The organism is Oceanobacillus sp. FSL K6-0127 (assembly GCF_037983385.1).
Lineage (GTDB): Bacteria > Bacillota > Bacilli > Bacillales > Amphibacillaceae > Oceanobacillus > Oceanobacillus profundus.
On record NZ_CP150287.1, the window covers coordinates 2,151,270 to 2,176,745 of the forward strand.

General features: G+C 38.3%; 22 protein-coding genes and 1 riboswitch. Of the genes, 14 read left to right on the forward strand and 8 right to left on the reverse strand.

From position 1 onward, the window contains the following. Positions 1 to 8: 8 nt before the first annotated feature. The 4 genes from MHH64_RS10845 to MHH64_RS10860 all read left to right on the forward strand — a co-directional run bounded on the left by MHH64_RS10845 (position 9) and on the right by MHH64_RS10860 (position 4,875). Entirely contained in the window at positions 9 to 590 is a 582-nt protein-coding gene (locus tag MHH64_RS10845) for a superoxide dismutase family protein (RefSeq protein ID WP_095309232.1), read from the forward strand. Positions 591 to 920: 330 nt separating this feature from the next. Next, a complete protein-coding gene (locus MHH64_RS10850) occupies positions 921 to 2,357 on the forward strand; it encodes a spore germination protein (RefSeq protein ID WP_240033738.1) in 1,437 nt (478 codons plus the stop codon). 201 nt (positions 2,358 to 2,558) lie between these two features. Then, a complete protein-coding gene (locus MHH64_RS10855) occupies positions 2,559 to 3,737 on the forward strand; it encodes a Ger(x)C family spore germination protein (protein ID WP_251661370.1) in 1,179 nt (392 codons plus the stop codon). A 37-nt stretch (positions 3,738 to 3,774) separates the two neighbouring features. Then, positions 3,775 to 4,875, forward strand: coding sequence for a GerAB/ArcD/ProY family transporter (locus tag MHH64_RS10860; protein ID WP_118888797.1), 1,101 nt, complete (start codon positions 3,775 to 3,777; stop codon positions 4,873 to 4,875). 200 nt (positions 4,876 to 5,075) lie between these two features. On the opposite strand, the gene MHH64_RS10865 is transcribed toward MHH64_RS10860, so the two are convergent. Then, positions 5,076 to 6,254: a MalY/PatB family protein gene (locus tag MHH64_RS10865; protein ID WP_340003212.1), complete on the reverse strand. Its 1,179-nt coding sequence runs from the start codon at positions 6,252 to 6,254 to the stop codon at positions 5,076 to 5,078. Between the two features lie 662 nt (positions 6,255 to 6,916). Between MHH64_RS10865 and MHH64_RS10870 the strand changes: the two genes are divergently transcribed. Then, on the forward strand, positions 6,917 to 7,468 hold the full coding sequence (locus tag MHH64_RS10870) for an RNA polymerase sigma factor (RefSeq protein ID WP_251661368.1): 552 nt from the start codon (positions 6,917 to 6,919) through the stop codon (positions 7,466 to 7,468). Next, a complete protein-coding gene (locus MHH64_RS10875) occupies positions 7,461 to 8,999 on the forward strand; it encodes a hypothetical protein (protein WP_340003213.1) in 1,539 nt (512 codons plus the stop codon). Before MHH64_RS10870 ends, MHH64_RS10875 begins: the two co-directional genes overlap by 8 nt. A 56-nt stretch (positions 9,000 to 9,055) precedes the next feature. Here MHH64_RS10875 and MHH64_RS10880 read toward each other — a convergent pair whose 3' ends face one another. The 4 genes from MHH64_RS10880 to MHH64_RS10895 form a co-directional block, all read right to left on the reverse strand. Then, entirely contained in the window at positions 9,056 to 10,402 is a 1,347-nt protein-coding gene (locus MHH64_RS10880; protein ID WP_303447902.1) for a glucose-6-phosphate isomerase, read from the reverse strand. Between the two features lie 149 nt (positions 10,403 to 10,551). After that, positions 10,552 to 10,920 carry a S1 domain-containing post-transcriptional regulator GSP13 gene (yugI, locus tag MHH64_RS10885; protein WP_095309214.1) on the reverse strand — a complete coding sequence of 123 codons (369 nt, stop codon included), beginning with the start codon at positions 10,918 to 10,920 and terminating at the stop codon, positions 10,552 to 10,554. A gap of 105 nt (positions 10,921 to 11,025) precedes the next feature. Further along, a complete protein-coding gene (locus tag MHH64_RS10890; RefSeq protein WP_118888801.1) occupies positions 11,026 to 12,024 on the reverse strand; it encodes a potassium channel family protein in 999 nt (332 codons plus the stop codon). 132 nt (positions 12,025 to 12,156) lie between these two features. Continuing rightward, positions 12,157 to 12,711 carry a thioredoxin family protein gene (locus MHH64_RS10895; RefSeq protein ID WP_340003214.1) on the reverse strand — a complete coding sequence of 185 codons (555 nt, stop codon included), beginning with the start codon at positions 12,709 to 12,711 and terminating at the stop codon, positions 12,157 to 12,159. A 311-nt stretch (positions 12,712 to 13,022) separates the two neighbouring features. Here MHH64_RS10895 and MHH64_RS10900 point away from each other — a divergent pair, with 311 nt between their 5' ends. The 7 genes from MHH64_RS10900 to MHH64_RS10930 all read left to right on the forward strand — a co-directional run bounded on the left by MHH64_RS10900 (position 13,023) and on the right by MHH64_RS10930 (position 22,877). Beyond that, positions 13,023 to 14,081 carry a M20/M25/M40 family metallo-hydrolase gene (locus tag MHH64_RS10900; RefSeq protein WP_118888803.1) on the forward strand — a complete coding sequence of 353 codons (1,059 nt, stop codon included), beginning with the start codon at positions 13,023 to 13,025 and terminating at the stop codon, positions 14,079 to 14,081. A 568-nt stretch (positions 14,082 to 14,649) separates the two neighbouring features. Then, on the forward strand, positions 14,650 to 18,939 hold the full coding sequence (locus tag MHH64_RS10905; RefSeq protein WP_340003215.1) for a S8 family serine peptidase: 4,290 nt from the start codon (positions 14,650 to 14,652) through the stop codon (positions 18,937 to 18,939). 214 nt (positions 18,940 to 19,153) lie between these two features. Further along, a riboswitch (FMN riboswitch) is annotated at positions 19,154 to 19,300 on the forward strand. 150 nt (positions 19,301 to 19,450) lie between these two features. Continuing rightward, the gene (locus MHH64_RS10910) at positions 19,451 to 20,035 is read left to right on the forward strand and encodes an ECF transporter S component (RefSeq protein WP_095309203.1); all 585 of its coding nucleotides are present in this window, start codon (positions 19,451 to 19,453) and stop codon (positions 20,033 to 20,035) included. A 300-nt stretch (positions 20,036 to 20,335) separates the two neighbouring features. Next, positions 20,336 to 20,935, forward strand: coding sequence for a class I SAM-dependent methyltransferase (locus MHH64_RS10915; RefSeq protein WP_118888805.1), 600 nt, complete (start codon positions 20,336 to 20,338; stop codon positions 20,933 to 20,935). 126 nt (positions 20,936 to 21,061) lie between these two features. Further along, positions 21,062 to 21,484 carry a VOC family protein gene (locus MHH64_RS10920; protein ID WP_118888806.1) on the forward strand — a complete coding sequence of 141 codons (423 nt, stop codon included), beginning with the start codon at positions 21,062 to 21,064 and terminating at the stop codon, positions 21,482 to 21,484. Positions 21,485 to 21,492: 8 nt separating this feature from the next. Next, on the forward strand, positions 21,493 to 22,275 hold the full coding sequence (locus MHH64_RS10925) for a DNA alkylation repair protein (protein ID WP_118888807.1): 783 nt from the start codon (positions 21,493 to 21,495) through the stop codon (positions 22,273 to 22,275). 14 nt (positions 22,276 to 22,289) lie between these two features. Then, on the forward strand, positions 22,290 to 22,877 hold the full coding sequence (locus MHH64_RS10930; RefSeq protein ID WP_118888808.1) for a TetR/AcrR family transcriptional regulator: 588 nt from the start codon (positions 22,290 to 22,292) through the stop codon (positions 22,875 to 22,877). 147 nt (positions 22,878 to 23,024) lie between these two features. Here the strand turns inward: MHH64_RS10930 and MHH64_RS10935 are convergent, their stop codons facing one another. Next, positions 23,025 to 23,183: a hypothetical protein gene (locus MHH64_RS10935; protein ID WP_168927280.1), complete on the reverse strand. Its 159-nt coding sequence runs from the start codon at positions 23,181 to 23,183 to the stop codon at positions 23,025 to 23,027. A gap of 184 nt (positions 23,184 to 23,367) precedes the next feature. Here MHH64_RS10935 and MHH64_RS10940 point away from each other — a divergent pair, with 184 nt between their 5' ends. Further along, positions 23,368 to 23,808 (forward strand): cell wall hydrolase, encoded by a 441-nt coding sequence (locus MHH64_RS10940; RefSeq protein WP_095309180.1) that lies wholly within the window; start codon positions 23,368 to 23,370, stop codon positions 23,806 to 23,808. Positions 23,809 to 23,914: 106 nt separating this feature from the next. Here MHH64_RS10940 and MHH64_RS10945 read toward each other — a convergent pair whose 3' ends face one another. Together MHH64_RS10945 and MHH64_RS10950 are read right to left on the reverse strand one after the other, a co-directional pair. Next, complete coding sequence (locus MHH64_RS10945) at positions 23,915 to 24,268, reverse strand: hypothetical protein (RefSeq protein WP_118888809.1); 354 nt, start codon at positions 24,266 to 24,268, stop codon at positions 23,915 to 23,917. Positions 24,269 to 24,399: 131 nt separating this feature from the next. Beyond that, the gene (locus MHH64_RS10950) at positions 24,400 to 25,335 is read right to left on the reverse strand and encodes a 1,4-dihydroxy-2-naphthoate polyprenyltransferase (protein WP_118888810.1); all 936 of its coding nucleotides are present in this window, start codon (positions 25,333 to 25,335) and stop codon (positions 24,400 to 24,402) included. Positions 25,336 to 25,476: the final 141 nt, after the last annotated feature.

Sequence of the window (25,476 nt, forward strand, 5' to 3'; positions counted from 1 at the left end):
TTTTTTACATGCGTTTTATGGTTGTTTTCATTACCTTACTTTTGTTAACTGCTTGCCAATCCTCCGATGAAATTACGAGTAAGTCAGTTGAAATGTATAATGGCACCGGAGATAGAGTTGGAACAGCTTTGTTAAATGAAGCTGCAGAGGGTGTGCAAATCGAACTTACACTTGAAGGGCTGGCTCCAGGTTTTCACGGAATTCATGTTCATGAGTACCCGGCTTGTAAAGGACCGGACTTTAAAAGCTCTGGAAATCATTTAGATCCGGAAGGGAAAGAGCATGGGCTTATGCACCCGGATGGTGCACATCTTGGTGATTTGCCGAACATTGAAGCAGATGGTGCAGGACTTGTTGATGTAGAGCTAATGCTCGCAGAGGCGACATTGTTAGATGGGAAGAATTCGCTTTTTGAAAAAGGTGGGACCTCATTAATTGTTACAGAAAATCAAGATGATGGGGTAAGTCAGCCTAGTGGGAATTCTGGAGCAAGAATTATTTGTGGTGTGATTAAAAAAGAAGATGGAGCGGGGGAGTCAGAAGATGCTCCAACAGACCCGACAGAATTTAATGAGGAACAAGAGGAATAGTAGAAATATATTAATTGAATGAGAAAAATTAAAGAATCGATCGGCTTGTTATCCATTTTATTAGCAAGCCGTTTTTTTTGGCTACAAATAATGAGCAATTGAAATGTGACAAATATTGAACAGGATAAATGTTACACCACCATACATAATACCCCAAAAACAGGTAAGAATAATTTGTATGATTGATAGAGGGGGGATATTATCATTAAAAGTATTAATAAGCTATTTAAATTTTTTAACAGTGAACACCCTCTTGAAGAACAGTCGAGTCCATTTCAAAGCGAAGTACTTAAAGGTGAATTGGAGAATGATGTAAACGAGTTAAAGGCGGTGTTCGAAAAATCTTCGGATATCGTCTATCGTGAGCTGCATATCGGGAATAAAAAAGGAATGCTTATTTTTTTAGATGGGCTTGTCAACCAACAATTAATGGATTCCGACGTATTGAAACCGTTATTGAATTGGGATGAACAGGAGTTAAATGCGGGAATTACTTCAATTAAACAGCTGTTAGAACGAGTTGTTACTACAGCTGATGTTACTAGTAGTCAAAAACTGCAAGATGTTACCGATCATATTTTATCGGGAAATACGGTTTTATTAATTGATAAAATGCCAGATGCATTATTTATTAGTATAAAGGGATGGGAGAAACGAGCAATTGAACAGCCAGAGTCGGAGGTAGTAGTTCGAGGGCCGCGGGATGGATTTACAGAAAACTTAAGGACAAATACGAGTTTAATCCGTAGAAGGTTGAAAACACCTCGGTTAAAAATGGAACAAAAAAAAGTAGGACGATTATCGAAAACTGATCTCGTCATTACATATATCGAAGGCATTGCGGAAGATTCGTTAGTTCAGGAGATTCATGAAAGGATTGATCGAATAGATATTGACGCTATCTTAGAAAGTGGATATATCGAAGAGTTAATCGACGATAACCCATTTTCTGTTTTTCCTTTAGTTGGTCATACCGAGCGTCCGGATAAAGTAGTTGGAAGCTTATTAGAAGGGAGCGTCGGCATTATCATTGATAATACGCCTTTTTGCCTAATTGCTCCACAAACGTTTTTTCAATTGATTCAAAGTCCTGAGGATTATTATCAGCGTTATATTACGTCTTCGTTTATTCGAATGTTACGCTATTTGTTTTTAATTATCTCCCTATTGTTACCATCGCTCTATGTTGCTGTGACAACTTTTCATCAGGAAATGCTTCCAACCAGTTTATTACTTAGTTTAGCTGTTGCACGGGAGGCCACTCCTTTTCCTGCACTTATTGAAGCGTTAATTATGGAAGTTGCTTTTGAAGGATTGCGAGAAGCTGGAGTTCGCCTACCCCGAGCAGTAGGATCGGCTGTAAGTATTGTCGGGGCATTAGTAATTGGGCAAGCTGCCGTTGACGCTGGGATTGTCTCTAGTCCAATGGTCATTATTGTCGCAACAACTGGGATTGCTTCATTTATTATTCCAGGATATGAACAAGCTAACACTATTCGAATTCTTCGCTTTCCAATGATGTTTCTTGCTGGATTTATGGGTCTGTATGGAGTTTTTTTAGGTGTGATAACGTTACAAATATATATTTTACGACTCCGGTCGTTTGGCGTTCCATACTTTTCACCAGTTGCTCCGTTGGATACAACTAATTTGAAGGATATATTTGTTAGGGCACCATGGTGGGCGATGAACAAGCGCCCAGGCTATCTAGGGAAAAATAAAGCGAATCGTATTAAGCATAATTCACGTCCTGGTCCGAATCAATAAGAAAAACGCTAATGCGGCTTTCCAGATGTAGTAGATCAGATTGGAAGAAATCGGTGAAAAAACCGACTTTTTTTCAAAACCTCTATCCAACTTTGAGGGAAGCCTCTCTGAATAAGTGCAACTAAGGCATTCGCCTAAATAGACAAATGCCAAGTTTTCTAACCATTTAACAACTTATGTCGAAGCGGAAAGGAAACGTATATGAAACGAAAATGTAGGTTAATCTTACTTATCGTGATGATACCACTCCTTACGAGTTGCTGGGGTAGGACCGAGGTAATTGATATCGCCTTAGTCACTGGTATTGCAATTGATAAAGGGGAAAATAAAAATATTCTGCTTAGCTTACAAATTGCAGTTCCAAAAAACCTTGGCCCTCAAGCTGGTAAAGGATCTGGGGGATCTGAAACAACAATAGTGGTCTCGGAAGAGGGGCAAGATATTATGGAAGCATATCGACAAATTCAGTTGAAGTTGTCCAGAGAGGTTTTCTTTGGTCAGAGTAATGTGCTTATTATAGGGGAAGAGTTGGCAACGGAAGGTGTTTCTTCTGTACTTGATTTCTTCACAAGGTTCAGGCAACCGCAATTAGGTAGCACAATTTTATTTGCGAAGGGAAAGGCAAATGATAAGTTAAACTTAAAACCTCAGATTGAAAGTATGACGACAGAGGAAATTAGAGAACAAGAAAAAAGAGGGGCGGGGCTGGAAGTTAAGGTAAGGGATTTTTTGACCCGCATGTTAGCTGATGGTGATGAACCCTTTGCTTCAGAAGTTTCAAGTGAGCCATTAGAAAAAGAGAATAATTCCTCAGATATGGTTCCGTCGCTAAATGGCGCAGCAATCTTTAAGGGAGATAAATTAGTAGGATGGATGGATGATAAAGAATCTCGAGGTCTTTTATGGATGCGCGATGAATTTGTATCTGGAGCGATATCTCTGACAGTTCCAGGTAATGAAGGCGGAGGGCAAATAGGGGCAGAAATACTGCAAGTATCATCTAAGATTAAGCCAACTGTATCGAAGGATAACGTGAAAATAAAAGTCGATAGCTATGGAGAAGTAGAAATCTTTGAAAACTCCTCAACGTTCGATTTGAATGATCCAGAAAATATTCAAAAGGTTAAAAAAATGTTTGAAGATGAGGTTAAAGAAAGGCTTGAATTAACGGTGAATAAAGCTCAAAAAGAATTACAATCAGATGTCTTTGGCATTGGACATGCGGTTTATCGTTCGAATCCCAAACTGTGGAATGATATGTATAAAAGTAAGTGGGCAGAAGTTTTTCCTGAAATTGAAATCGAAATAGCAACTGAAATCAAGATAAAGGGTACCGGGTTTACTAACCAGTCAATAATATTCTCAAATCAGAAAGATTAAGGAGAATCCTTTACCGTCAAGTTCTTAGGAGGATCTTATGGAACGAATATCGGTGTATCAGCTTTTTACAATTACAGTGTTTTTCCAGCTTGGTTCATCTGTAATATTTGGGTTTGCTTCATCTGCTGGCAGAGATGCGTGGCTAGCAATTCTAATCTCTACTGCATTGGGAATTATGCTGATTTTAATGTATATTGCTCTAATGAAAATGAACCCAAGTTTAACAGTTGTGGAATGGTTTCCGGCACAACTTGGAAAATGGATCGGTATGCCGATTGCTTGGCTATATCCACTTTTGTTTTTGTATGTGGCAGGGCGAATTTTAGCCGATGTAAAGTCAATTATCCCTGTTACGATTCTTCCACAGACACCATCATGGTTCATTGTTCTCTCGCTTTTATTAGTTGTTTTGTATGGGGTTTCATCTGGAATTGAAGTTATCGCTCGACTAACCGAATACTTGTTACCGATGGTGTTAATAATCTTCATGATTGAGGTTATTCTACTGTTTTTTTCAGATGTTGTGAATATTAACTATATCCTTCCCGTGGTTGGACAAGGTTGGGGAAAGATTTGGACAGCCGTATGGCCGACAGGTATCACGCAAACATTTGCGGAGACATTAACATTAGCAATGATTTGGCCATTAGTCAAAGAAACGGAAAAGGTAATGAAGGTAACAATTATCGCAGCAATTGTATCCGGAATAACGATTGCTATACTTAGTCTGATGCAATCGCTCGTCTTCGGAGAAAGTATTTTAGAACGTACCCTATTTCCCGTTTATACATTAATGCAACAAATATCGATTGCTGATTTCCTTGACAACCTAGATGCAATCGTAAGCTTAGTTATGGTTCTCACTGCTTTTGCTAAATTAACGCTTTATTTTTTTGCGGCAGTTCGTTCGATGCAATTGTTATTGAATCTAAGTTCGAGCCGATATCTAATTTTACCTGTAGCTATCATTACCTACATGTTAGGAATGACGATGTCAACAAATTTAAGTGAACATATCTATGTCGGTATTCATATTTTTCCCCTTCATTTATGGGTTCCATTGTTAATTGTTTTACCATTTCTATTGCTGGTTGTGACTGTCATACGAAGGATATTTACTAAAGTCTCATCTAAATAAAGGAGTGTTATGGAATGAACAGGTTTCTCTGGCCATGGCAGTCTGATGTAGTGATCGAGTATCCATGGATTTTATTAGTGTTTTTTTTGATTCTTTCGCTTCCATTCTCTATTGTTTCTTGGGTGCGGTGGAAAAAATGATCGCCATTTTTTTAGCAAAAAACACATGATCAACTGGAGTGATCATGTGTTTTATCGTATTTATTTAGTTAATGTTTGTACGGCACCGATTATCCGTTTGACACCTTCTTCTAAAGTTGCACGTGGACAGGCGATATTCATACGCATGAATTGTTCGCCAGCTTCTCCATAAGATGCCCCAGTATTCAAGCCAACCTTTGCCTCTTCAATCATAAATTTATTCAAAGACTTACTATCCATATTTAGTGCACTGCAGTCAATCCAAAGAAGGTAAGTACCTTCCGTTTTCACAACTTTTAGTTCAGGTATATGCTGGTCGAACATTTCAGTTACATAATTGGTATGACTTTCAAGCAAGCTGTTTAATTCTTCAAGCCAAGGCTCGCCATGTGTATATGCTGCTTCCATTGCGGTATTTCCCATTGTATTTAATTGGTTATGAAAGCCTTGTTTATTAAATGATGCATCAAGCTTTTTTCGGTTTTCGGTATTGGTTGTAATCACATAGGATGCATCCAGTCCAGCAAGATTGAATGTTTTCGATGGAGCCATACACGTAATAGTATGATTGGCAACTTCTTCAGAAAGTGAAGCAATCGGGATATGCTTCTGCCCTGGGAACACAAGGTCCGCATGAATTTCATCCGAAAGAATCATAACATCATATTTCAAACATAACCTTGCCATTTCTTCCAGCTCATCTTGTTTCCACACACGACCAACAGGGTTATGTGGGGAGCATAAGATGAATGCTTTCACACCAAGTTTTAATTTGTTTTCAAAGTCTGCAAAATCGATTGTATAGTAATTATCCTTATTAACGAGTGGATTCTTGATTACTTCACGATCATGGGCTTCGATTACATTATAAAATGGTGGATAGACAGGAGTCTGAATGAGAATTTTATCCTGTGGCTCTGTGAAAGCTTGTACAGCAATATGTAGGCTTGTAACAACACCGTTACTGTAAGATAACCAGGCAGGATCAATTTTCCAGTTATGTCTTTTTTCTAACCAATTGACGATTGAGCCTGACACTGTCTCATCGATAATAGTATATCCGTAAATTCCATGCTGAGCGCGTTTTATTAGTGCTTCATTAACAGCTTCGGGAGCTTTAAAATCCATGTCAGCAACCCACATCGGTAGTACGTCCTCTGATTGGAACATTGCTTGCAGCATATCCCATTTAACAGATCTTGTATTTTTACGGTCATATAATTCTTCGAAAATACTCATAAAATGCCTCCTATAAAGTCGTTAATGCTATTATAATTAGTAATCTTGACATTTGCCAAGCTTTTCGGCGATGCTAGTTGCACTTGTGCAAGCAGGAAGTTTTTACTTTCTTACTTGCTAGAAAAGCTTAGAGGAAACGAAAAAAAAAGCAAAGCGTTAAACGCCTTGCTTACAGGGGGAATACGAGAAAGTCTTACAGTTATAGTATTACCCCGAAATAAAAAATATAAACAGGGATTTTTAAATTTTTTTATGTGAAAAATATAAACCGCGAACTAATTATTGTTTGTTAAGTTTTTAGTAGCTTCCGCCGCCCGGGCTGTTCGAGGCAATCGAACTTTTTGTGGGGACAGTCTCAGACACTTCGTGAAAACCATTTATTGGGGTACTCGAACGTGTGCTCTTGCCGCTGAGAATTCGGTAACTCATAGAAGAGTAAAACGAGACAAGGCTTATCACGATCGGTTTACAAAGGTAGCAGAAAAAATCAACCGTGATAACCTTTTTAAGAAGGAGATAAACTAGATATTTTCTGTTCTGCGAAATTTCCAGGAAGCACCAAACACATTAAACAATACCCAATTTTATAAAGTTAATGAATTAAGAAACATTTACCGAGAAACTTTCGTTACATACATAGTGGGAGAAAGGAGGGGGTATAGGTGGATGAAACGGAGCTAGTTAACGGAGCAAAAATTAAGGATGAAGATGCTTTTGAGCAATTAATAGATACATATAAACCTGTGATTGAACGATTTGCTTATCAATTTGGTGTTAAACAAGAAAATATTCCAGATATTGTGCAGGAAACTTTTATTAGAATTCATCGAAAATCACATCAGTTTCATAAAGGGAAATTTACAACCTGGGTCTATCAAATTACATTAAATGTAGTTCGAGACCAATACAGAAAGCAAAAACGAGACAGAAAGCTTATAGATAAGGCGAGGCAAAGCCAATTGCAAACAATAAAAAATAGCTATTATTTCGAAAAACAGGAGCATTTATTTTTGCATGAATGTATACAAAAACTGGATGCGAAATATAAAATCCCATTAATTTTATATTATTTCCATGATAAATCCTATGATGAGATCGCGCTTATTCTAAATATTAAACTATCCGTTGTGAAGACTAGAATTCATCGAGGCAAAGCGAAATTAAAGGAGATTTTTGAAACATCGATTGGAGAGGAGGTTTACCAGAATGGATGATAAGCCATTGGAAAAGATGCTTCACGAAATGAAAGATGACTATAACAAATTGCCGGAATATACAAATACCAAAACAGTTATGCATTCTATTTTTGCTAGGAAAAGGTCAAAGTGGGGACGGTTGTTGCCAACTGTTGCGATAATAGCGGGAATGCTTTTGTTTATGGTTGTTGCACTTCCTTTTATTAATGATGAACATCAAGGGGATAGAGAAGCTGAATATTTGAAACTTTATTTTCAGCAAAAGAAAGAAACTTTTCGCAAGGAACTTGGGATAGAAAGTGTGGAATCGTTTCGGGAGGTCAAACAGGCAGAACGTCTTGTGAAGCAGTTTGAATTAACAAGTCAACCAGAGTCGTTTGAACAGATAAAGTCGGAAATCGATTATTTATTTACAACTCCCGAGCAAGCAATTGAACAATTGAATGAAGCTGGAGAATCAATCGGGCAAAATTATGATTTCGAAAATAAAATGTACGAAATGGAAGCTTCATTGCAGGCATATATGAGTAAACTATTTGAAAAATATGCGTTTACTAGTGGTGAACAAAAGGCTTTACTAGAAGTACAGCATGATAAATTAAATTATTCAGGGCCTTCTGATATAAAGGCATTTTTAAAGTTGCTGGATGAACAAGGGTTTGTCCTCAAACCTGAAGAATTTGAATCGCCAGCAATAAAGGTTCAAATGGACTATTTCTGGATTATCGGAAATAACGAAAGGTTACAGAAAATGGAATGGTTTGAACGCTATTTAGAATTAGTAGAAACAAAAATTGATCTGTATGCACCTGGTATCTATAATGAACAACAAATTCCTTGGCATGAGTTTGACACAATCTTATTGGAAATTGAGGATCTGTTTAATGATTATCCAGAGGCGCAAAATGTTTTATTTGAAGAAACATTTTTGCGAAATGTTGTACATTGGTATTTAGAGGGCTATATCGAAGCTGGTGAGTATTCGTATCCTGCTACCCTAAATCAAGATGCAAGGGATGAGTTATTACATTTTGTTAACGAGCATAGGGACTCTAAGTATTGGGAGATTGTGAACGGAGCTGTTAAGTTATATGAAGCAAACGATTGGGAAAAAGGAGATCGTCTTTGGATTTTAACAAATAAACTATTCCTTTTTTTTGACGAAAAATTCGAAGAGTTACAGTTAAAGGATATTCATGAGGTGAATAGTTGGCCAATATTAAGTTCTACACCAAAGACATATATGGAATATGTAGAGGAACAAGATATCTCATTACTTGAAAAGCTCTCATCAATGGAGATTATCTCACTCTATTATTATGCAGTCGAAAGGAAAGCAGAAGAAGTTGTTAATGATATAGTAATTAATCTTGATTTTAACCTAAGTAAAGTAAATTCTAATGAATTGAGCTATATTATTCGAACGGATCATGCGACCAATCAAGAAACCTATCAATTACTAGGGGGGGACAACCATAAGATACTAGAAGAGGTGCGGTTGAGCAAGGAAGGAAATATGTGGAAGATTTCAAGCGTCGAATTATATTAATAAAAAAGCACCGTTCGCACTCTTAATTTGAGGCGACGGTGCTTTTCAAATATTAATTACAAGCGTTTCTCTAATGCTTCTTTTTCTTCTTCAAATCCAGGCTTGCCAAGCAGTGCAAACATATTTTTCTTATACGCTTCTACACCAGGTTGATCAAATGGATTCACACCAAGTAAGTAGCCGCTAATAGCACATGCTTTTTCAAAGAAGTAAACCATGTAACCGAATGTATAAGCATCAAGTGCAGGCAATTCCACGATGAGATTTGGAACATCTCCATCCGTGTGTGCGAGCATTGTACCTTGGAATGCTTTATCATTGATTTCATGAATGGTTTTTCCAGCTAGATAATTCAAACCATCTGAATCATTTTCTTCTGCTTCTAGTGTTAAATTCTTTTTCGCAGCATTCACGTGAAGAACTGTTTCAAATATATTGCGACGCCCTTCTTGGATATATTGACCAAGTGAATGCAAGTCTGTTGTGAAGTTAGCAGAGGAAGGGTAAATCCCTTTTTGATCCTTTCCTTCACTTTCGCCAAATAATTGCTTCCACCATTCGGAGAAGTATTGTAAGCTTGGCTCATAGTTAATCAGAAGCTCTGTAACCTTGCCTTTGTTATATAAAACATTGCGAACCGCTGCATATTGATAGGCTGGGTTGTTAGCCAGTGTTGGCTCAGCTAAGTCATGCATTGCATCCTTAGCACCCTGCATCATATCATCAATGGAAATGCCACTTACTGCAATTGGGAGTAATCCAACAGCGGTAAGAACAGAATAACGGCCACCAACATCGTCTGGAATTACAAATGTTTCATAACCAGCTTGGTCTGCAGAAGTTTTTAAAGCGCCTTTTGCCCGGTCTGTAGTAGCATAAATACGCGTTTTTGCTTCTTCAGCACCATATTTTTCTTCTAAGTATTTTTTAAAAATACGGAAAGCAACAGCAGGTTCTGTTGTTGTTCCACTTTTAGAAATAACGTTAATAGAAAAGTCCTTATCTTTTAATAGCTCTAATAGTTCACTCATATAAGTTGAGCTTAAATGATGACCAACAAAGATAACCTGTGGTACTTTTCGTTCCTCTTTCGTAAGTAGGTTTTGGAAAGAATGATTGAGCATCTCTAGTGCTGCACGTGCGCCAAGATAAGACCCGCCAATACCAATAACAAGCAATATGTCGGAATCATTTTTGATTTTCTCTGCACTTTTCTTTATACGTGCATATTCTTCTTTATCATAGTGTTCGGGTAAATCAATCCAGCCAAGAAAATCGTTACCCGGGCCAGTTTTTTCATGTAGCATATGATGTGCTGATTCCACAAATGGGCTTAAGTAATCAACCTCGTGCTGGTCGAAAAATTTTAGAGCTTTATCATAGGTAAATGAAACGTGTGACATTGACATCCTCCTTTAATTGCAATCAACTGCATAACTTAACTTTATCCGATAAGGATAGTGAAATCAAGAATGATGCAATTTGGATTTGCATACAAAAAAACATACACAACGAAGTTGAATCCTTCAATGTGTATGTTTTAATTTGTTTCTTATTTTTTTGCTGATTGATCGATCCACTCTTGCAGCTTATCTTTAAGTGTGTTAAATCCTGCTGTATCATTGTCTTGTTGGAAAGTAGGTTGTGCTTTTTTCTCTTTCGCAGGCTTCTTTGGTGCCTCTTCTGTAGCACGGATTGAAAGGGATACTTTGTTTTTTGCTTCGTCTACATTCATTACTTTTACTTTCACTTCGTCACCAACAGTTAAGTGCTCATTGATATCTTTCACATATCCGTGTGTAATTTCTGAAATGTGAACTAAACCTTGGTTTTCTTCATCTAAAGCAACAAATGCTCCGTATGGCTGAATTCCTGTAACTTTTCCGTCTATAATTTGACCAGCTTCAAATTTGTTTGTCATGCTGAACAACTCCTATATATAAATTCGTTTCTTTTTACACAATATACGATTATAGCACAAACTATTAATTCTAGCAAAAGAATACTTGAGAAATGATAGAAGTGGTTACCAATGTGTGATGGAGATTAATGTATCATTCCCTCTTAAGGTTTGGTTTGCATCAGGATGTATGTGGTATTTTTCATCACGAATAAATCCAAGCGTTAAGTATCCTTTTTTTAACAGATGGTTGGAAATCTGATGAAATGATTTGCCTTCTAACTCACGAGGCAGCAGTAAATGGGAAAATTGCTGCTGTGTCAATAATTGAATTACATCTTCAAATGGGGTGGCGGTTTTGGCATGGCTTAACTCATGAAAAAATAAACCACTCATAAAGTCATTCGAGCGGATAATTGTCGTTGCACCAGCTCGCAAAGCATTTTCAATTTGGATTTTGGACAAGATTTCGGCAACGATTGGTATCTTCCTATTATTTCCACGAATAGCAATTGTTGCTAGGATCGTATAATTATCTGCTTGACGCTCACTTTTATTTAATTCCGATGTTATTAGAACACAGTCAGCATAATCAATATTGGCTTTTTCTAATATTGTGTCTTCGCTAGCATCCCCATGAATAAAATGAACAGGATATTCCTGAAAGGTAAGGTGACGCAGCGTTCGGTCAATAAGAACGATACGCGTTGTTGGGTAATTTTCAGAGGCAATATGAATTAATTGTTTGGTGCGTTCATTCCAACCGATAAAGATAAAGTGATTCCTCCCTCTAAATGGGAGTCTTCCACTTTCAAGGTCCTGCTCATGTTTTACTGTAGCAGTAGATAATGAACTAATATAAAAGGCAATTAAACCACCACCGGAAAGAATAAGTAGGATCGCGATGATTCTCCCGGTCGGAGTTAGGGGAACATAATCACCGTAGCCAACAGTTGCCCCTGTAACAAAAGCCCACCAAATACCATCGAATATTGTTGGGAATTGGGCCGGCTCAAACAAGTGAATCATTGTTCCGAAGAATGTCATTAGAATAAATATGGTAACCAGGAGCTTAACGGCTGTCGGTAAACGAAAATAAATATATTTAAGAAAGCGAATACTCATAGCATCACCTTTAAGCGAAATGTATTTACAGTTTAGTATGAGCTAAGAGGGCAGGGTTATTCAAACTTATCAAGAAGAAAATCCCGAGTACTGACAATACTTATTCTTTGTCAGTACTCGCTTCACTAGAATCTATGCTTTCGCTAATGTTTCTTTTAAACTGTTATAAACGGCAAGCCAAAAATCTTGGTTATCCCGATAGGACTTAGATATAAATAAATACATTTCCTTTGCTTTTTCATCGTGATCCTGCGCATCCTGTGGGGGAAGGGAAGCACGAGAATGATCAACAAATTGTTGGAGTTCTGCTGCACGCGGTCCCCATTTAGCGACTTCTTCTCCATTTTCATTAATGAAAACGAAAATCGGAATAGAACGCGCTTTACCATTTGTTAAGTACTGGTCCATTAATTCTAAATTTTGATCACGCAAAAGCATCCGAACTTGCATATTAGCTGCCTCGGATAGTTTTAATAAAATTGGGATATTCAGCATCGCATCCCCACACCAATCTTCCGTCAACACAATAGCACGAAGATTTTTTTCTCGGATTTCATTAAAAAATGCGTCGTCAACTGGTAAAGAAAAATGATCATAAATATGCAATAAATCTTCCTTGTTCTTTTCCATGGATTCAATATAAGTGTCTGGGTTCATACCTCTTTCAAACCATTGATTAAGATGCATGAGCAATCACTCCTTTTACGAATTTGTACTGAGTAAAATTGTAAGGCTAAAATGATGATACGTAAACAAATGTGCTCTTTTTTGGTGGTAAGTTATAAAAATTTGACAGTAAACTTTATTTAGAGAGGTTGTTCAAAAAGTCCGATAAAATGACATATCGAGAACATGGATCTTCAAATAAAAACCGACATGTCATGTGTCGAACGCCGTAGTCACCAGTTCGTACGTTGCTAAATGGGCGCTTGCGCCTTTGATCCAAATTTTGCTATCATGGAAATTAGTTGGATGAATAGCCTGAGGAGGTAGTATAGATGACACAAATAAATCAGCAGTTTTTACTGGAATTATTAAACACGCCATCTCCATCAAGTATGGAAATGGAAATTCAGAAGAAATGGATAAACTATGTCAAGGATTTTGCCGATGAAATACGTACGGATAATGCAGGAAATGCTATTGGTGTATTAAATGCGAACGCTCCTTTTAAAATCTTGCTTGCAGGGCATTGCGATGAGATTGCGCTTGTTATTAACCGGATTGATGAAAATGGTTATTTGCATTTCGATAAAATGGGCGGTATTAATCCAAAAGCTGCGGTTGGTATGCGTGTAACTGTGCTTGGGTATAACGATAGCGTGACCGGTGTAATCGGTGTGAATGCACAACATCATGGCGGGCTGAAAAATGACTTTGACCTATCCGATTTGTTCATTGATTGTGGCTATAAATCCAAAGAAGAAGCCGTAAAGCACGTACAAATCGGAGATCTCTGTGTATATAAAACAGAACCTGAAATTTTAATGGATCGCTATATTGCTGGACGTGGCTTGGATAATCGGACTGGTGCATTTATTGTTGCGGAAGTACTGAGACAGCTTTCCGAAAAAGATATTAATGTTGGGGTATATGCAGCAAGCACGGTAAATGAAGAAACGAATATGGGCGGTGCATATTTTGCCGCTGCAGGTATTGAACCCACAATGGCAATAGCTTGTGATGTGACATTTGCAACAGATTACCCTGGAGTTAATCAAAATAAGCACGGAGATATAACATTAGAGGGAGGCCCTGTTTTTGCAAAAGGGGCACCAATCAACATTAAGATTAATCAGTTGCTCGAAAAAGCAGCGAAGAAGTTAAATATGGATGTGCAGTATGAGTTAACACCTCGTATGACAGGTACGGATGCCGATAAAATGCGACTTACAGGGAAAGGAGTGCCTGTTTCCTTGGTGTCACTCCCGTTGAGATATATGCATTCTCCTGTTGAAACAGCGAGTATCCAAGACATCGAACAAGAAATTGAATTAATTGTAACGATGATTGCTGATATGACAGGAGAAGAGAGCCTAAATCCATTGGATAATTGAGTTTACAATGAGTAGGGAAGATATAACTGTTTCCTAAAAGTGCCGATTGCCCTCATACGAGGAGCGGTCGGCTTTTTTAAACCAAAAAACAGATAAATTAAAAAGTCCTATATGTTATGAATAACTATTCCAAAATACCTCTTATTACAAATCCTAATCTGGTATATAGTCCCTGTTTTCCGCTTTATAGAAAAAAATACCATACGCCTCCTCATTTCCGTAGTAAATTAGATTTATTTTTCATATGAAAATGAATCTATTAAAACGTTCTACCTCAAAAAACCTTTTAATATAAAAGGTTTATTTATCTTCCTTGTAAAAAGAGAGCAAATAGTTATTGACATGAAATAGGAAAAATTAGTACTAATTATTCAATTATGAAAATTCGGATTAATTATGACAATAATCGACAAAAAACATTCTATCAATCTACTATACTGACATTAACAGCGAGATTCTACAACTATCGGAAATTGAAGGGGATCGACAAGTTTCTTGAAAAGGAGGGCAGGAGATTTTAGAAAGTTTAAGGGAATGTACTGTTCGAAAATTGAGGGGAGGAAAAGATTTGAGAACAAAGAAAAAGAGGCAGGTAAAGGCGTTCAGTATGGCAGCAACTTTTTTAATGGCATTTTCTTTAATTACACCAGGTGTGACATTAGCTGAATCGCAAAACAAACCGCATTATTCGCTAAATGATTCCAATAAGGTTGCAGAAGCAAAAGTAAGTGAACGTTTATTAACAGAATTTAAAGATGATGGAAAACAGACATTCCTTGTGAAGTTCAATGAAATCGCAGATGTAAAAAAAGTTGCTTCAGAAGCGAAAGAAAATGCTGCGAAGGCGAATCTATCCGCGCAAAAGGTAGAACATATCAGCCGATCCGCAGTTATCTCTGAGTTAAAAGCAACTGCTCTTAGCTCCCAGCAAAATGTAAAAGCTTATTTAGAGCAGGAAATAGAGAATGGAAATGCGGAAAATCTTAAATCGTATCATATTGTTAATGGAATAGCAGTTACAGCGACAAAGGAAGTTGCAGAGAAAATAGCAACATTTGCTGAAGTAGAGAAAATTCTTCCGAATGAAACGCGTGAGCTGTATACGACCGTTACAAAAGATGCAGAGACACCTAAATCTGAAATTGCAAATGTGGAGTGGAATGTTGAGCGTGTTGGTGCTCCAGCAGTTTGGGATATGGGATTTGATGGAAGTGGTGTTGTTGTAGCTAGTATCGATACAGGAGTACAGTGGGATCACCCAGGTTTACAAGATAAGTATCGCGGTTATGATGCTGCAACCGGTGATGTAGATCACACGTACAGCTGGTATGATGCAACTGCAAGTGAAGATGTGCCATATGATGACCAAGGTCACGGTACACATGTAACTGGAACAATGGTAGGCAGTGAGCCAGATGGAGCCAATCAGGTTGGTGTAGCACCAGGTGCCCAGTGGATTGCTGTTAAAGCATTTACAGCAGCAGGTGGAACCGATGTCGATTTATTAAATGCAGCCGAGTGGATTCTAGCTCCAAATGGTGATGCAAGCATGGCACCCGATGTTGTCAATAACTCTTGGGGCGGAGGACCAGGCTTAGATGAATGGTATCGTGATGTTGTTACTGCTTGGAGAGCTGCTGAAATTTTCCCAGAGTTCTCAGCGGGAAATACAACGCTATTTAACCCCGGTGGTCCAGGGTCAATTGCAACACCCGCGAACTATCCTGAATCGTTTGCAACTGGTGCCACGGATATAAATGATGCTTTAGCGAACTTTTCATTACAAGGTCCTTCACCATATGAAGGCGATATAAAACCGGATATTTCTGCTCCAGGTGTAAATATACGGTCAACCGTTCCAGGTAGTGGCTATGAAGGTGGATGGAATGGAACCTCGATGGCGGGTCCTGCTGTATCTGCAGTCGCAGCGTTATTAATTCAAGCAGATGCAAGCCTGTCGGTGGACGAGCTTGAAGAAATTTTAATGCAAACCGCAACGCCATTAACAGACGGCACATTCTCAGAATCACCAAATATGGGATATGGCTATGGATTAGTTAATGCTTATGATGCTGTGTCATCTGTCGTGACTGGTCTTGGCACATTAGAAGGGCAAGTTACAAAAGAGGGAGAAGACACGGAAGCACCTACATTTGAACACGAGGCACCAAGTGAAACGTATGCAGGAATGAATTTAGATCTTGCAATTAACGTATCTGATAATATCAGTGTTGCTTCGGTTGAAGTCGTCTATGGTGATGGAGAAACAGTAGAGGCTAGTCGTGTGTCAGGTGATTACAAATCTGGAGAATATGTTGCAACCATTCCAGGTGAAGCAATTTCAGGTGATTCGTTTACCTACCATTTAGTTATAAATGACTTCGGAAATAATGAAGTAACAAGTGATAGCTACGAGGTAACGGTCTTGCCAGGAATTACAGCAGGGTATTCGGCAGATTTTGAAACAGCTCCAGCAGGCTGGACAACTTTTGGAAACAATAGTAGCTGGGAAAGGGGTGTACCAACCTCTGGACCTGGAGAAGCAGCTTCTGGAGAGTATGTTTATGCAACAAACCCAGAAGGAACCTATAACAACAATGAAAATGGGACACTTATGATGCCGCCGGTTGATTTACCAGATGGAGATTCCTATCTACAATTCAATCAATGGTATAACATTGAAAACAACTGGGATTTTGGTCATGTGTTTATTTCCACTGATCAAGAAGAGTGGACACAATTAGCACGCATTACCAATACCTCTGACGGATGGGAAGCTGCTGAAATTGATCTTTCTGAATATAGTGGCGAGCGTGTCTATATAGGGTTTAATCTTACAACGGATGGCAGTGTACAACGGGATGGCTGGTATATTGATGATGTCACATTAGCTGATACATCAAACAGCAGCAGTGCATCACTCGATGTTGTCCCTGCTAAAGGAAAAGCAGCGGGCAATGCAAAAGCAGACAAAGATTCATTGAAAAAAGAAAAAGTAGACCCGAATAAAATAACACCAGAACAATCAACGAAAAAAAGTGCACCAATTAAAGATGAATCAATTCATCCGACATTGCTTCCACTAGGTGCTCAAGTAAGTGTGCTTGAAAGTGGACGTACAGTAAATACGGATCCAGCAACTGGAAGCTATTCATTGCTTCACGGAGCTGGTGACTTCACAGTAGTTGCCGAAGCATATGGCTTCCATTCTGAGGAGCAATCCGTAACAATTGAAAATGATAGTGTAGCAACAACAGACTTTACACTCGAAGAAATTGACCAGTATTCAGTCAGCGGTACAATCACGGATGAAAACACTGGTGAAGCAGTAGAAGGAGCAACAGTTCTGATCGTTGAGGATGCAAATATTGCACCGGTAGAAACAGATGCTTCAGGCAGCTTCACACTTACTGCTTATCAAGGTACGTATACCTTGAAGGTTCTAGCTGCAGGTTACCATGGTAAAGAAGTTGAAGTGGACCTAAATGAATCAGATGCAGAAATCAATGTAGAACTTGAGCCTTTCTATACGGTTCCGGGTGGAGAAATTGGTTACGATGATGGTACTGCAGAGAATGCACGTGCATTCTATGATGCGGGAAATGGCTGGGCTGTGAAAATGTCATTACCTGAAGGGCAAGAAACTGCACTTGTTACAGAAGGTGTCTTCCAATTCCATGATACGGATTGGCCAAGCCCAGGTGGAACAGAGTTCGCCGTTGAAGTATGGGATGCTAGTGGGCCTGATGGAACGCCTGGTGAGCGGCTAGCCGGTCCAGTTGATGCCGAAGCAATCAGAAGTCTGGATGAATGGACAGTAGTTGATTTATCTGAGCATGCAATTCAGGTTGATGGCGATTTCTATATGGTTTACATTCAAACAGGAGCAAATCCTAATGTACCAGGACTTGCAACCGATGAAAATGGACCAAATGCTGAGCGCAGTTACCAATATGTTGGTGGAGCTTGGTCACCATCACCAGCTGCAGAAGGTAACTATATGATTCGCGCACGTGTAGCATATGGTGTAGAAAATCCAGTGATTACTTCACCAGAAGAAGATTTCATTACAAATGAAACAGAACTAACAGTAGAAGGTACTGCTTCTGATACCACCACGGTTCAATTATTGAATAATGGGGAAGAAGCAGGCACTAAAGAAATCGGTGAAGACGGTACTTTTGCTCTACCAGTAGCGTTAACAGAAGGTGAAAATGAATTCCAAGCTGTCTCATTACTTGATGGTGTTCAAGTTGGGGAATCTGAAACTGTTACGGTAACCTTGGATACAGAAGCACCTGAATTAACAATCGATACTCCAGCTGATGGCGATAAAGTAAATCGTGAAAGTGTAACAGTAGAAGGTACAGTAGCTGATGAAAATCTTGAATTTGTCGAAGTAAATGGCCAAGAAGCGTCGGTAGAAGATGGCAGCTACTCGAAGCGAATTTTACTTGACGAAGGTGAAAACACAATTGAAGTTGCAGCAGGCGATTCAGCTGGAAATACAACAACTGAATCTGTAACAATTGCGGTTGATTTTACAGCGCCTGAACTTGAAAATCTAACACCTACAGAAGATGTCCATATCAATGCTGGTGAAAGTGTTAAGTTTGAATTTGATAGTGAGCCTGGATTAAAAGCAACCTATTTTATCCATATGCCATTAACAAATACAACGGCTAACGCAACAGAGCTACCAATGATGGAAACATCTGAAGGTCATTATGAAGGCTACTGGACAGCTACAAGCAGTGTTGTTGCTGAAGGAGCAGTTATTGAAGTGAAAGTAGTAGATGCTTTTGGTAACGAAACACGCGAACAAGCAGAAGGCAAGCTATTCATTAATGCAGAATAAGGAAAATGCGGGGCTCTGGTCCCCGCATTTTTTCTATGGCTGCTTGCCCAAACGTCAATCCTGCTCGTCAAAGGCACCGACGCATTAAAATCCATATCAATAAAGTACCCCATTTTATAATCTCTTATTATGTGACATTCATTTAATTCCGAGTTTTTTACCTTGCATTGATAGAAAAATAGTGTATAATAAATTTAACAATTAAATAATCGATTCCAATCTTCGGGGCAGGGTGAAATTCCCGACCGGCGGTAATAAGCAGAGATGCTTTAAGTCCGCGAACTGCATGGTTGATTGCCATGCGGTTGACCTGGTGCAACTCCAGGACCGACAGTTACAGTCTGGATGGGAGAAGATATCGAGCCGGATTTGGTGCCGTTATGCACCATTATTTGACTATCAATTAATTAAACCCTAAAGCCCCTCTATGCTTTAGGGTTTTTGTGTCTGTTAGGCTAGTGTCCTTCATCACGAGAGTGGAATCGATATAAAGATGAAGGAGGAATAGATGATGCGTAACACAAGCAAGCAATCATCAAATTTATTAAAACTTATTATTTTGGCTTTACTAGGGACAATTTCACTTTTATTATTTTTCTTGAATTTCCCACTGCCATTTTTACCACCATATTTAAAAATTGATTTTAGTGATGTGCCAGCATTAATGGCTTCACTCATTTTCTCACCACTTGCCGGTATAATTGTTGTAGCGGTGAAAAATTTACTTTATCTTGCGGTGTCTGGAGCGGGCGATCCAATTGGTGTTGCAGCAAATTTCCTTGCAGGAGTAATGTTTGTCGTGCCAGTTTCGATTTTATATCATAAATATAAAGGTGTTAAAAGCATTGTTTCTGGTTTGGTTACCGGAACACTTATTATGGCGATTGGAATGAGTGTATTAAATTACTTTATCATCCTCCCTGCATATGGATGGTTTATGGGATGGGAAATGACAAATCAAGTGATTTGGGCATCTGTTTTAGCAGGTGTACTGCCATTCAACATTATAAAAGGTATTATCGTAGCACTATTATTTGTGCCATTATTTATAAAAATGCATAGCTGGATCACACAGCAGCAAACGAAATTTATATAAATATTAAAAGCTAATCTCTGACTAGGGGGTTAGCTTTTTTTGTACGGAGAAAACAGAACTTGACCCCTGGTTAATTGAAACATCATAAAGTTTTTAGGGTTTGATTTTCCTTTGGTAATAAATAACTTCACAAGGATAGAACTAAACTTTTCAGTCGTGTGATTTTTTGTGATCTGAGATGCGCATTGATATAAAATTAACGAAAGCATTTGGTTATATATGTTAAAATATTATGGAATATTATAAATTTTCAAATTATGATGTATCTTCACATAAATTACTACGAGAAAGGGATAAGATATGGAGCGTAAATCCTTAATTAAAAAGTTTGATAAACAAGCAAATAAGTATAACAAACGCCGCAAAAACGATAGTGCTTATCGGTTTCGTGAGCGGATTTTTCAAGATGTAGAAGGAAAGGTTTTAGAGGTTGGTATTGGTTCTGGTCTTAATTTTCCCTTCTATAATAAAGACGTTGAATTGACTGGGGTGGATTTCAGTGGTGAAATGATGAAGGTAGCGCAATTGGCCGCAAAAGAATTTCCTTTTAAAGCTACATTCATAAAAGAAGATGTTGAGTCTGTGAAATTTAACGAAAGCATTTTTGATACGATTGTATCTTCAACAACTTTATGCGCGTATCAAAATCCTGTCATTGTCTTAAACAACTTTCAAAAATGGTGTAAGCCAGGAGGGAAAATACTTATGATGGAGCATGGAATCAGTACGAACAAACCATTATCATGGCTACAAAAATCATTGGATCCGTTGGCATTAAAATTTGTAGGGTGCCACCAGGACAGAAATATTAGTGAAATTGTAAAAAAATCTAGTTTACAACTTATTAAGGAAGAGCGTTATATGGCGGGTTGCCTATATTTGATATGGGCTAAACCATAAGGATTCAATGATCGCGTGAAGTTTTTATCAAACTTTATAGTTACAATAATCTATAAATGTAAACATTTACATACATATTGTATGTATGTTAAAATAAACTTAACTTATGATGAGGGTGTGAAGTGAATGAGACTAAGTAGTTTTTACCCCGTATTGATGACACAGAAAGTAAAGGAAACAAGTGCATTCTATCAACAGTATTTTGGATTCTCAAGTGTTTTTGAAGCGGATTGGTACATGAGTTTGAAGCAAGAAGAGACTGGTGATGAATTAGCAATCCTGCAGTCTACTCATGAAACAGTGCCCTCTTCTTTTGGAAATTCTGTACAAGGATTAATTCTTAATTTTGAAGTAGAAAATGTAGACGAAGTGTATCAGCAATTGATTAAGGAAGAACAGCTTCCATTACATCTCGATTTACGTAACGAGGCATTTGGTCAAAGGCATTTTATTACAAGTGACCCAAATGGGGTATTGATTGATGTCATTACCGTTATTACGGCTGATCAGTCCTTTCAAGATCATTACTTAGAGGAAGTGAGAGAGTAGGAGTCATTATGAGTGGATATACGCCATTAAAATATTACTTTGATAGGGAATTGGCTCTTCGGCTGGCATATTTAATTCAGGCGCAGTATCCTCATTTTACCAAGAAGTCTTTTGTGGATACTGTAGCCATAGAAGTTGAAAATATAGAATTAAAGGCTCGCGTTGAGGTAATTGCGGACACATTAAAACAACATCTCCCTACTGATTACAAAGAAGCTTTAGCTGTCTTGTTAAAGATTTTGGGACCAGAAAATAATACAGAAGAAGGCATGTTTACCAAGGGCTATTTTCTAATGCCGATCGCTAAATTTGTCGAAAGCTACGGACTGGAGCATTTTGACTTATCCTTAAATGCAATATATGAAATAACAAAACGGCATACATCAGAGTATGCTATCCGACCTTATTTACATGCAGATACTGATCGCTGTATGGCCTATTTTCAAGATTGGATAAAGGATCCTAATTCACATGTAAGAAGATTGGTGAGTGAAGGAACTCGACCAAGACTCCCATGGGCTAAAAAGATTCCTCCGTTAAAGGATAATGTCCAATACAATTTACGTTTGCTGGAGAATTTAATGCATGACAGCTCCCGCTATGTTCAAAAATCTGTAGCGAACCATATGAATGATTTAACAAAAGAAAATCCCGAAGCAGTCCTCAAATGGATACAAAGGCTTATATCAGATAGTAATGGTATAAACCCTAAAATTATTAAAAACGGATTAAGAACATTGATAAAATCAAAGGATGAACATGCGTTGGAGTTATTGCGTCAGGTGGAGTGAGGAGTGTAGACAGCATGAGAAAAAATAAAACGGAAACAGAACAAACAATACAAAATTTATTGGAAATAGCAAGACAGCATTTTATAGCGTGTGGATATGCGAACGTTACCTTAGAAGAGATTGCAAAAGAAGCAAATGTAACGAGGGGTGCCTTATATCATCATTTTAAAAATAAAAAAGGGATTTTTCTTGCCGTATTTGAAATGGTTCAAATAGAGATAAGGGAGTATGTAGAATCTGAGGCAGCAAAAAATAATGATAGCTGGCAGCAATTAATCAACGGGTGCCGGGCTTTTCTGGAAGGGGCAGTACAATCGCATAATCAACGCATTCTTTTAATTGATGGCCCGGCCGTTTTAGGCTGGGATACCTTTAGAATAATGGACGAAAAATATTCGATGAAATCACTGAAGGAACAATTACAGTTTATGCAGAAGCAGGATCTAATAAAGCCTTTTTCTGTAGAGGCAATGTCGCATTGTCTTTCTGGAGCAATGAATGAAGTGGTATTGTGGATTTCGGACCACCTTAATCAGAAAGACGTGATAGAAGAAGCAATGATTGTTTTACAGAACATGTTAGAAGGTTTGAGAAATAGGTGAACCTAAAAATAAGGAAAAGTGGTGCCTCATCGTCCCGGTATATTTGATTGCAAACGAGTAAAATCGCTAGGGGGAGACAGACAATCTAAAAACAGCAGCAAATTATTTGCAGGACAATCATATTAGTAGAAGAGACGACACTTACGTTTAATCTCTCATCGCTCCGGCCTCACGGGCAGTCATTGCACCTTGTCCTTCGCTCAAATCCTTTTGGATTTCTTGTTTTACTTTTTTAGTGTCAGTCCCGGCAAAACCTGGTTTCGTACTAGAATGCAACGTCTTATTAGCTTGTTGATCTTGTGGCATATTGAGCCTCCTAATTATATTGTGAAACAGTCTTATTATCTACAAAAAAGCGATCAGTATGTCCACATGATTTGAATATTACATTCGTTGCTTTTACAGAATGACCCTCATTTTCCTAAACATTCTTCAAAACAATGACATTAATACAAGCATTTCTATCATACTTTATTCTAGAGGTGGTAAAATGGCAAGAATCGCTTACCGGGATGCAGACGTTGACTTAATGGCAAGGATGATGAGAGCAGAGGCTGAAGGTGAAGGAAAACAGGGAATGCTCTATGTAGGGAATGTTATCGTTAACCGTGTTGTGGCAGATTGTCCGGATTTTAACGATTTAAGAAACGTTGAGGATGTTATTTTTCAAGTGCAAGGTGGTAATTATTCTTTTGAAGCCGTTCAAAAAGGGAATATGTTTTATCAAAGAGCAAGAGATTCTGAAAGACGGTTAGCGGAACAAAATCTGAAGCATTGGAGACAACACCCGGCGAAATATGCGCTGTGGTATTTTAACCCATATGGTCCATGCCCTCCAACATGGTATGATCAGCCTTTTTCTGGACAGTTTAAATTACATTGTTTTTATGAACCAGCACCTGGAACATGTGAAAGTGTATACATCGGATGACTGGATGTTAGAGAGGAAAGTTGGAAGTGGCGAACGAATTAAAAAGGCTCAGAGAACTTTATCTCTGAGCCTTTTGGTGGATATTATATCTGAAGGGTGAGGGTGATTATTCTTCCTCCACTAAATTCCGTGCAGTCGGCATTGCCTCTAATCGTTCAACAGGGATCGGTTTTCCTGATTTTTCACTAATTCCATATGTTCCATCTTTAATTCGACGAAGTGCATCATTAATTTCCTGGAGGCGATCTCTAAGCATGAGGTCGAATCCGGCATCAAGCTGTTGTTCAAATTGCTCTGTACCCATATCTGCTGGGTGATTATCATAATTTGCCAGTTCCCCGACCGATTCATTCGGACCGGTATTATTTTCGGCTTTAATTTCTTCTTCTGTTTCTTTCTTTAGCTGTAATAGCTGTTCTTTAAAATAACTCAATTTCTCTTTGCTTAGTGGGTTACTCATGTACATCCTTCCTTTCGTTGGCAGAGAGGCAAGTATATCCCATTCCTATCTGTGTAAGTTTAACTAACTATGGTATCAGCCTGAGAGCTCATGGCTACCAAGTTTTCTAGATGGGATGGTTACGGGTTAAGTTAGATGAGCTCTGCAAGAAGCAGTGAGATTCCTAATAAAAATCCATAAATGGTATTTGTTTTCGCAGTTGCTGCCATCGCAGGCATCATTTCAATTGCTGTCTGTTTTCCACGGAATTTACGGATTGCTTCACGCGCCTTCAAGCCACTTAAAAATGTTAATAATGACCATAATGGTAAGATACCCGTAATAAGGAGCAATGCTGTAACACCATATGCAACGAGCATTAATGTAGCAAGCAATGTGATTGATTTTTCCCTGCCGATAAGAACTGCTATTGTTTTTCTGCCGCCAAGCTTATCGCCATCACGATCACGAATATTATTGGAAAAATTAATGTTTCCGATTAATATCGTAATGGGAATTGAAATCCAAATCATGGATAGTGATACTGTGCCCGTTTGAATGAAATAGGTAATACCAATAATAACCATGCCCATTAGAACACCAGAAAATAATTCACCAAATGGTGTATAGGATATTGGAATAGGTCCTCCTGTATATAAATAACCGAAAGCCATACATATTAAACCAATAACGGCAATCCACCAGCTGGAAGCGATGCAAATATAAACTCCGATAAGAATGGATATCCCATAAAAGATGAAAGCTAAGTTGCGTATTTTTTTGGGAGCAATACCATCACGAACGATCGTCCCGCCAATACCAACAGAATTGTCGTTATCTAGCCCTCGTACAAAATCGTAATATTCATTAAACATATTCGTCGCAGCTTGAATAAGCAAGGATGCAATAAGCATTGCTGAAAATAACAGCCAATTGATCGCACCTTCATTAAAAGCAATCATTGTTCCGACAAATACTGGGACAAATGAGGCTGTCAGTGTATGTGGACGCATAAGTCTCCACCAGACGTGAAATCCTTCACGTTCATTTAAAGCATGTTTAATCGTTGTTTTTTCTGTAGATTGCATCAAATAGTTCCCCCTGCAAATTATCAATAGATATCATACTAATTTTAGCAAATAAAAGAAGGGTGTCAATGTCATCTAGTTGTTATTCGTGTCATATATTGGCAAGATGGGGAGGATTTATTCCTATACGTCTTGTATAAA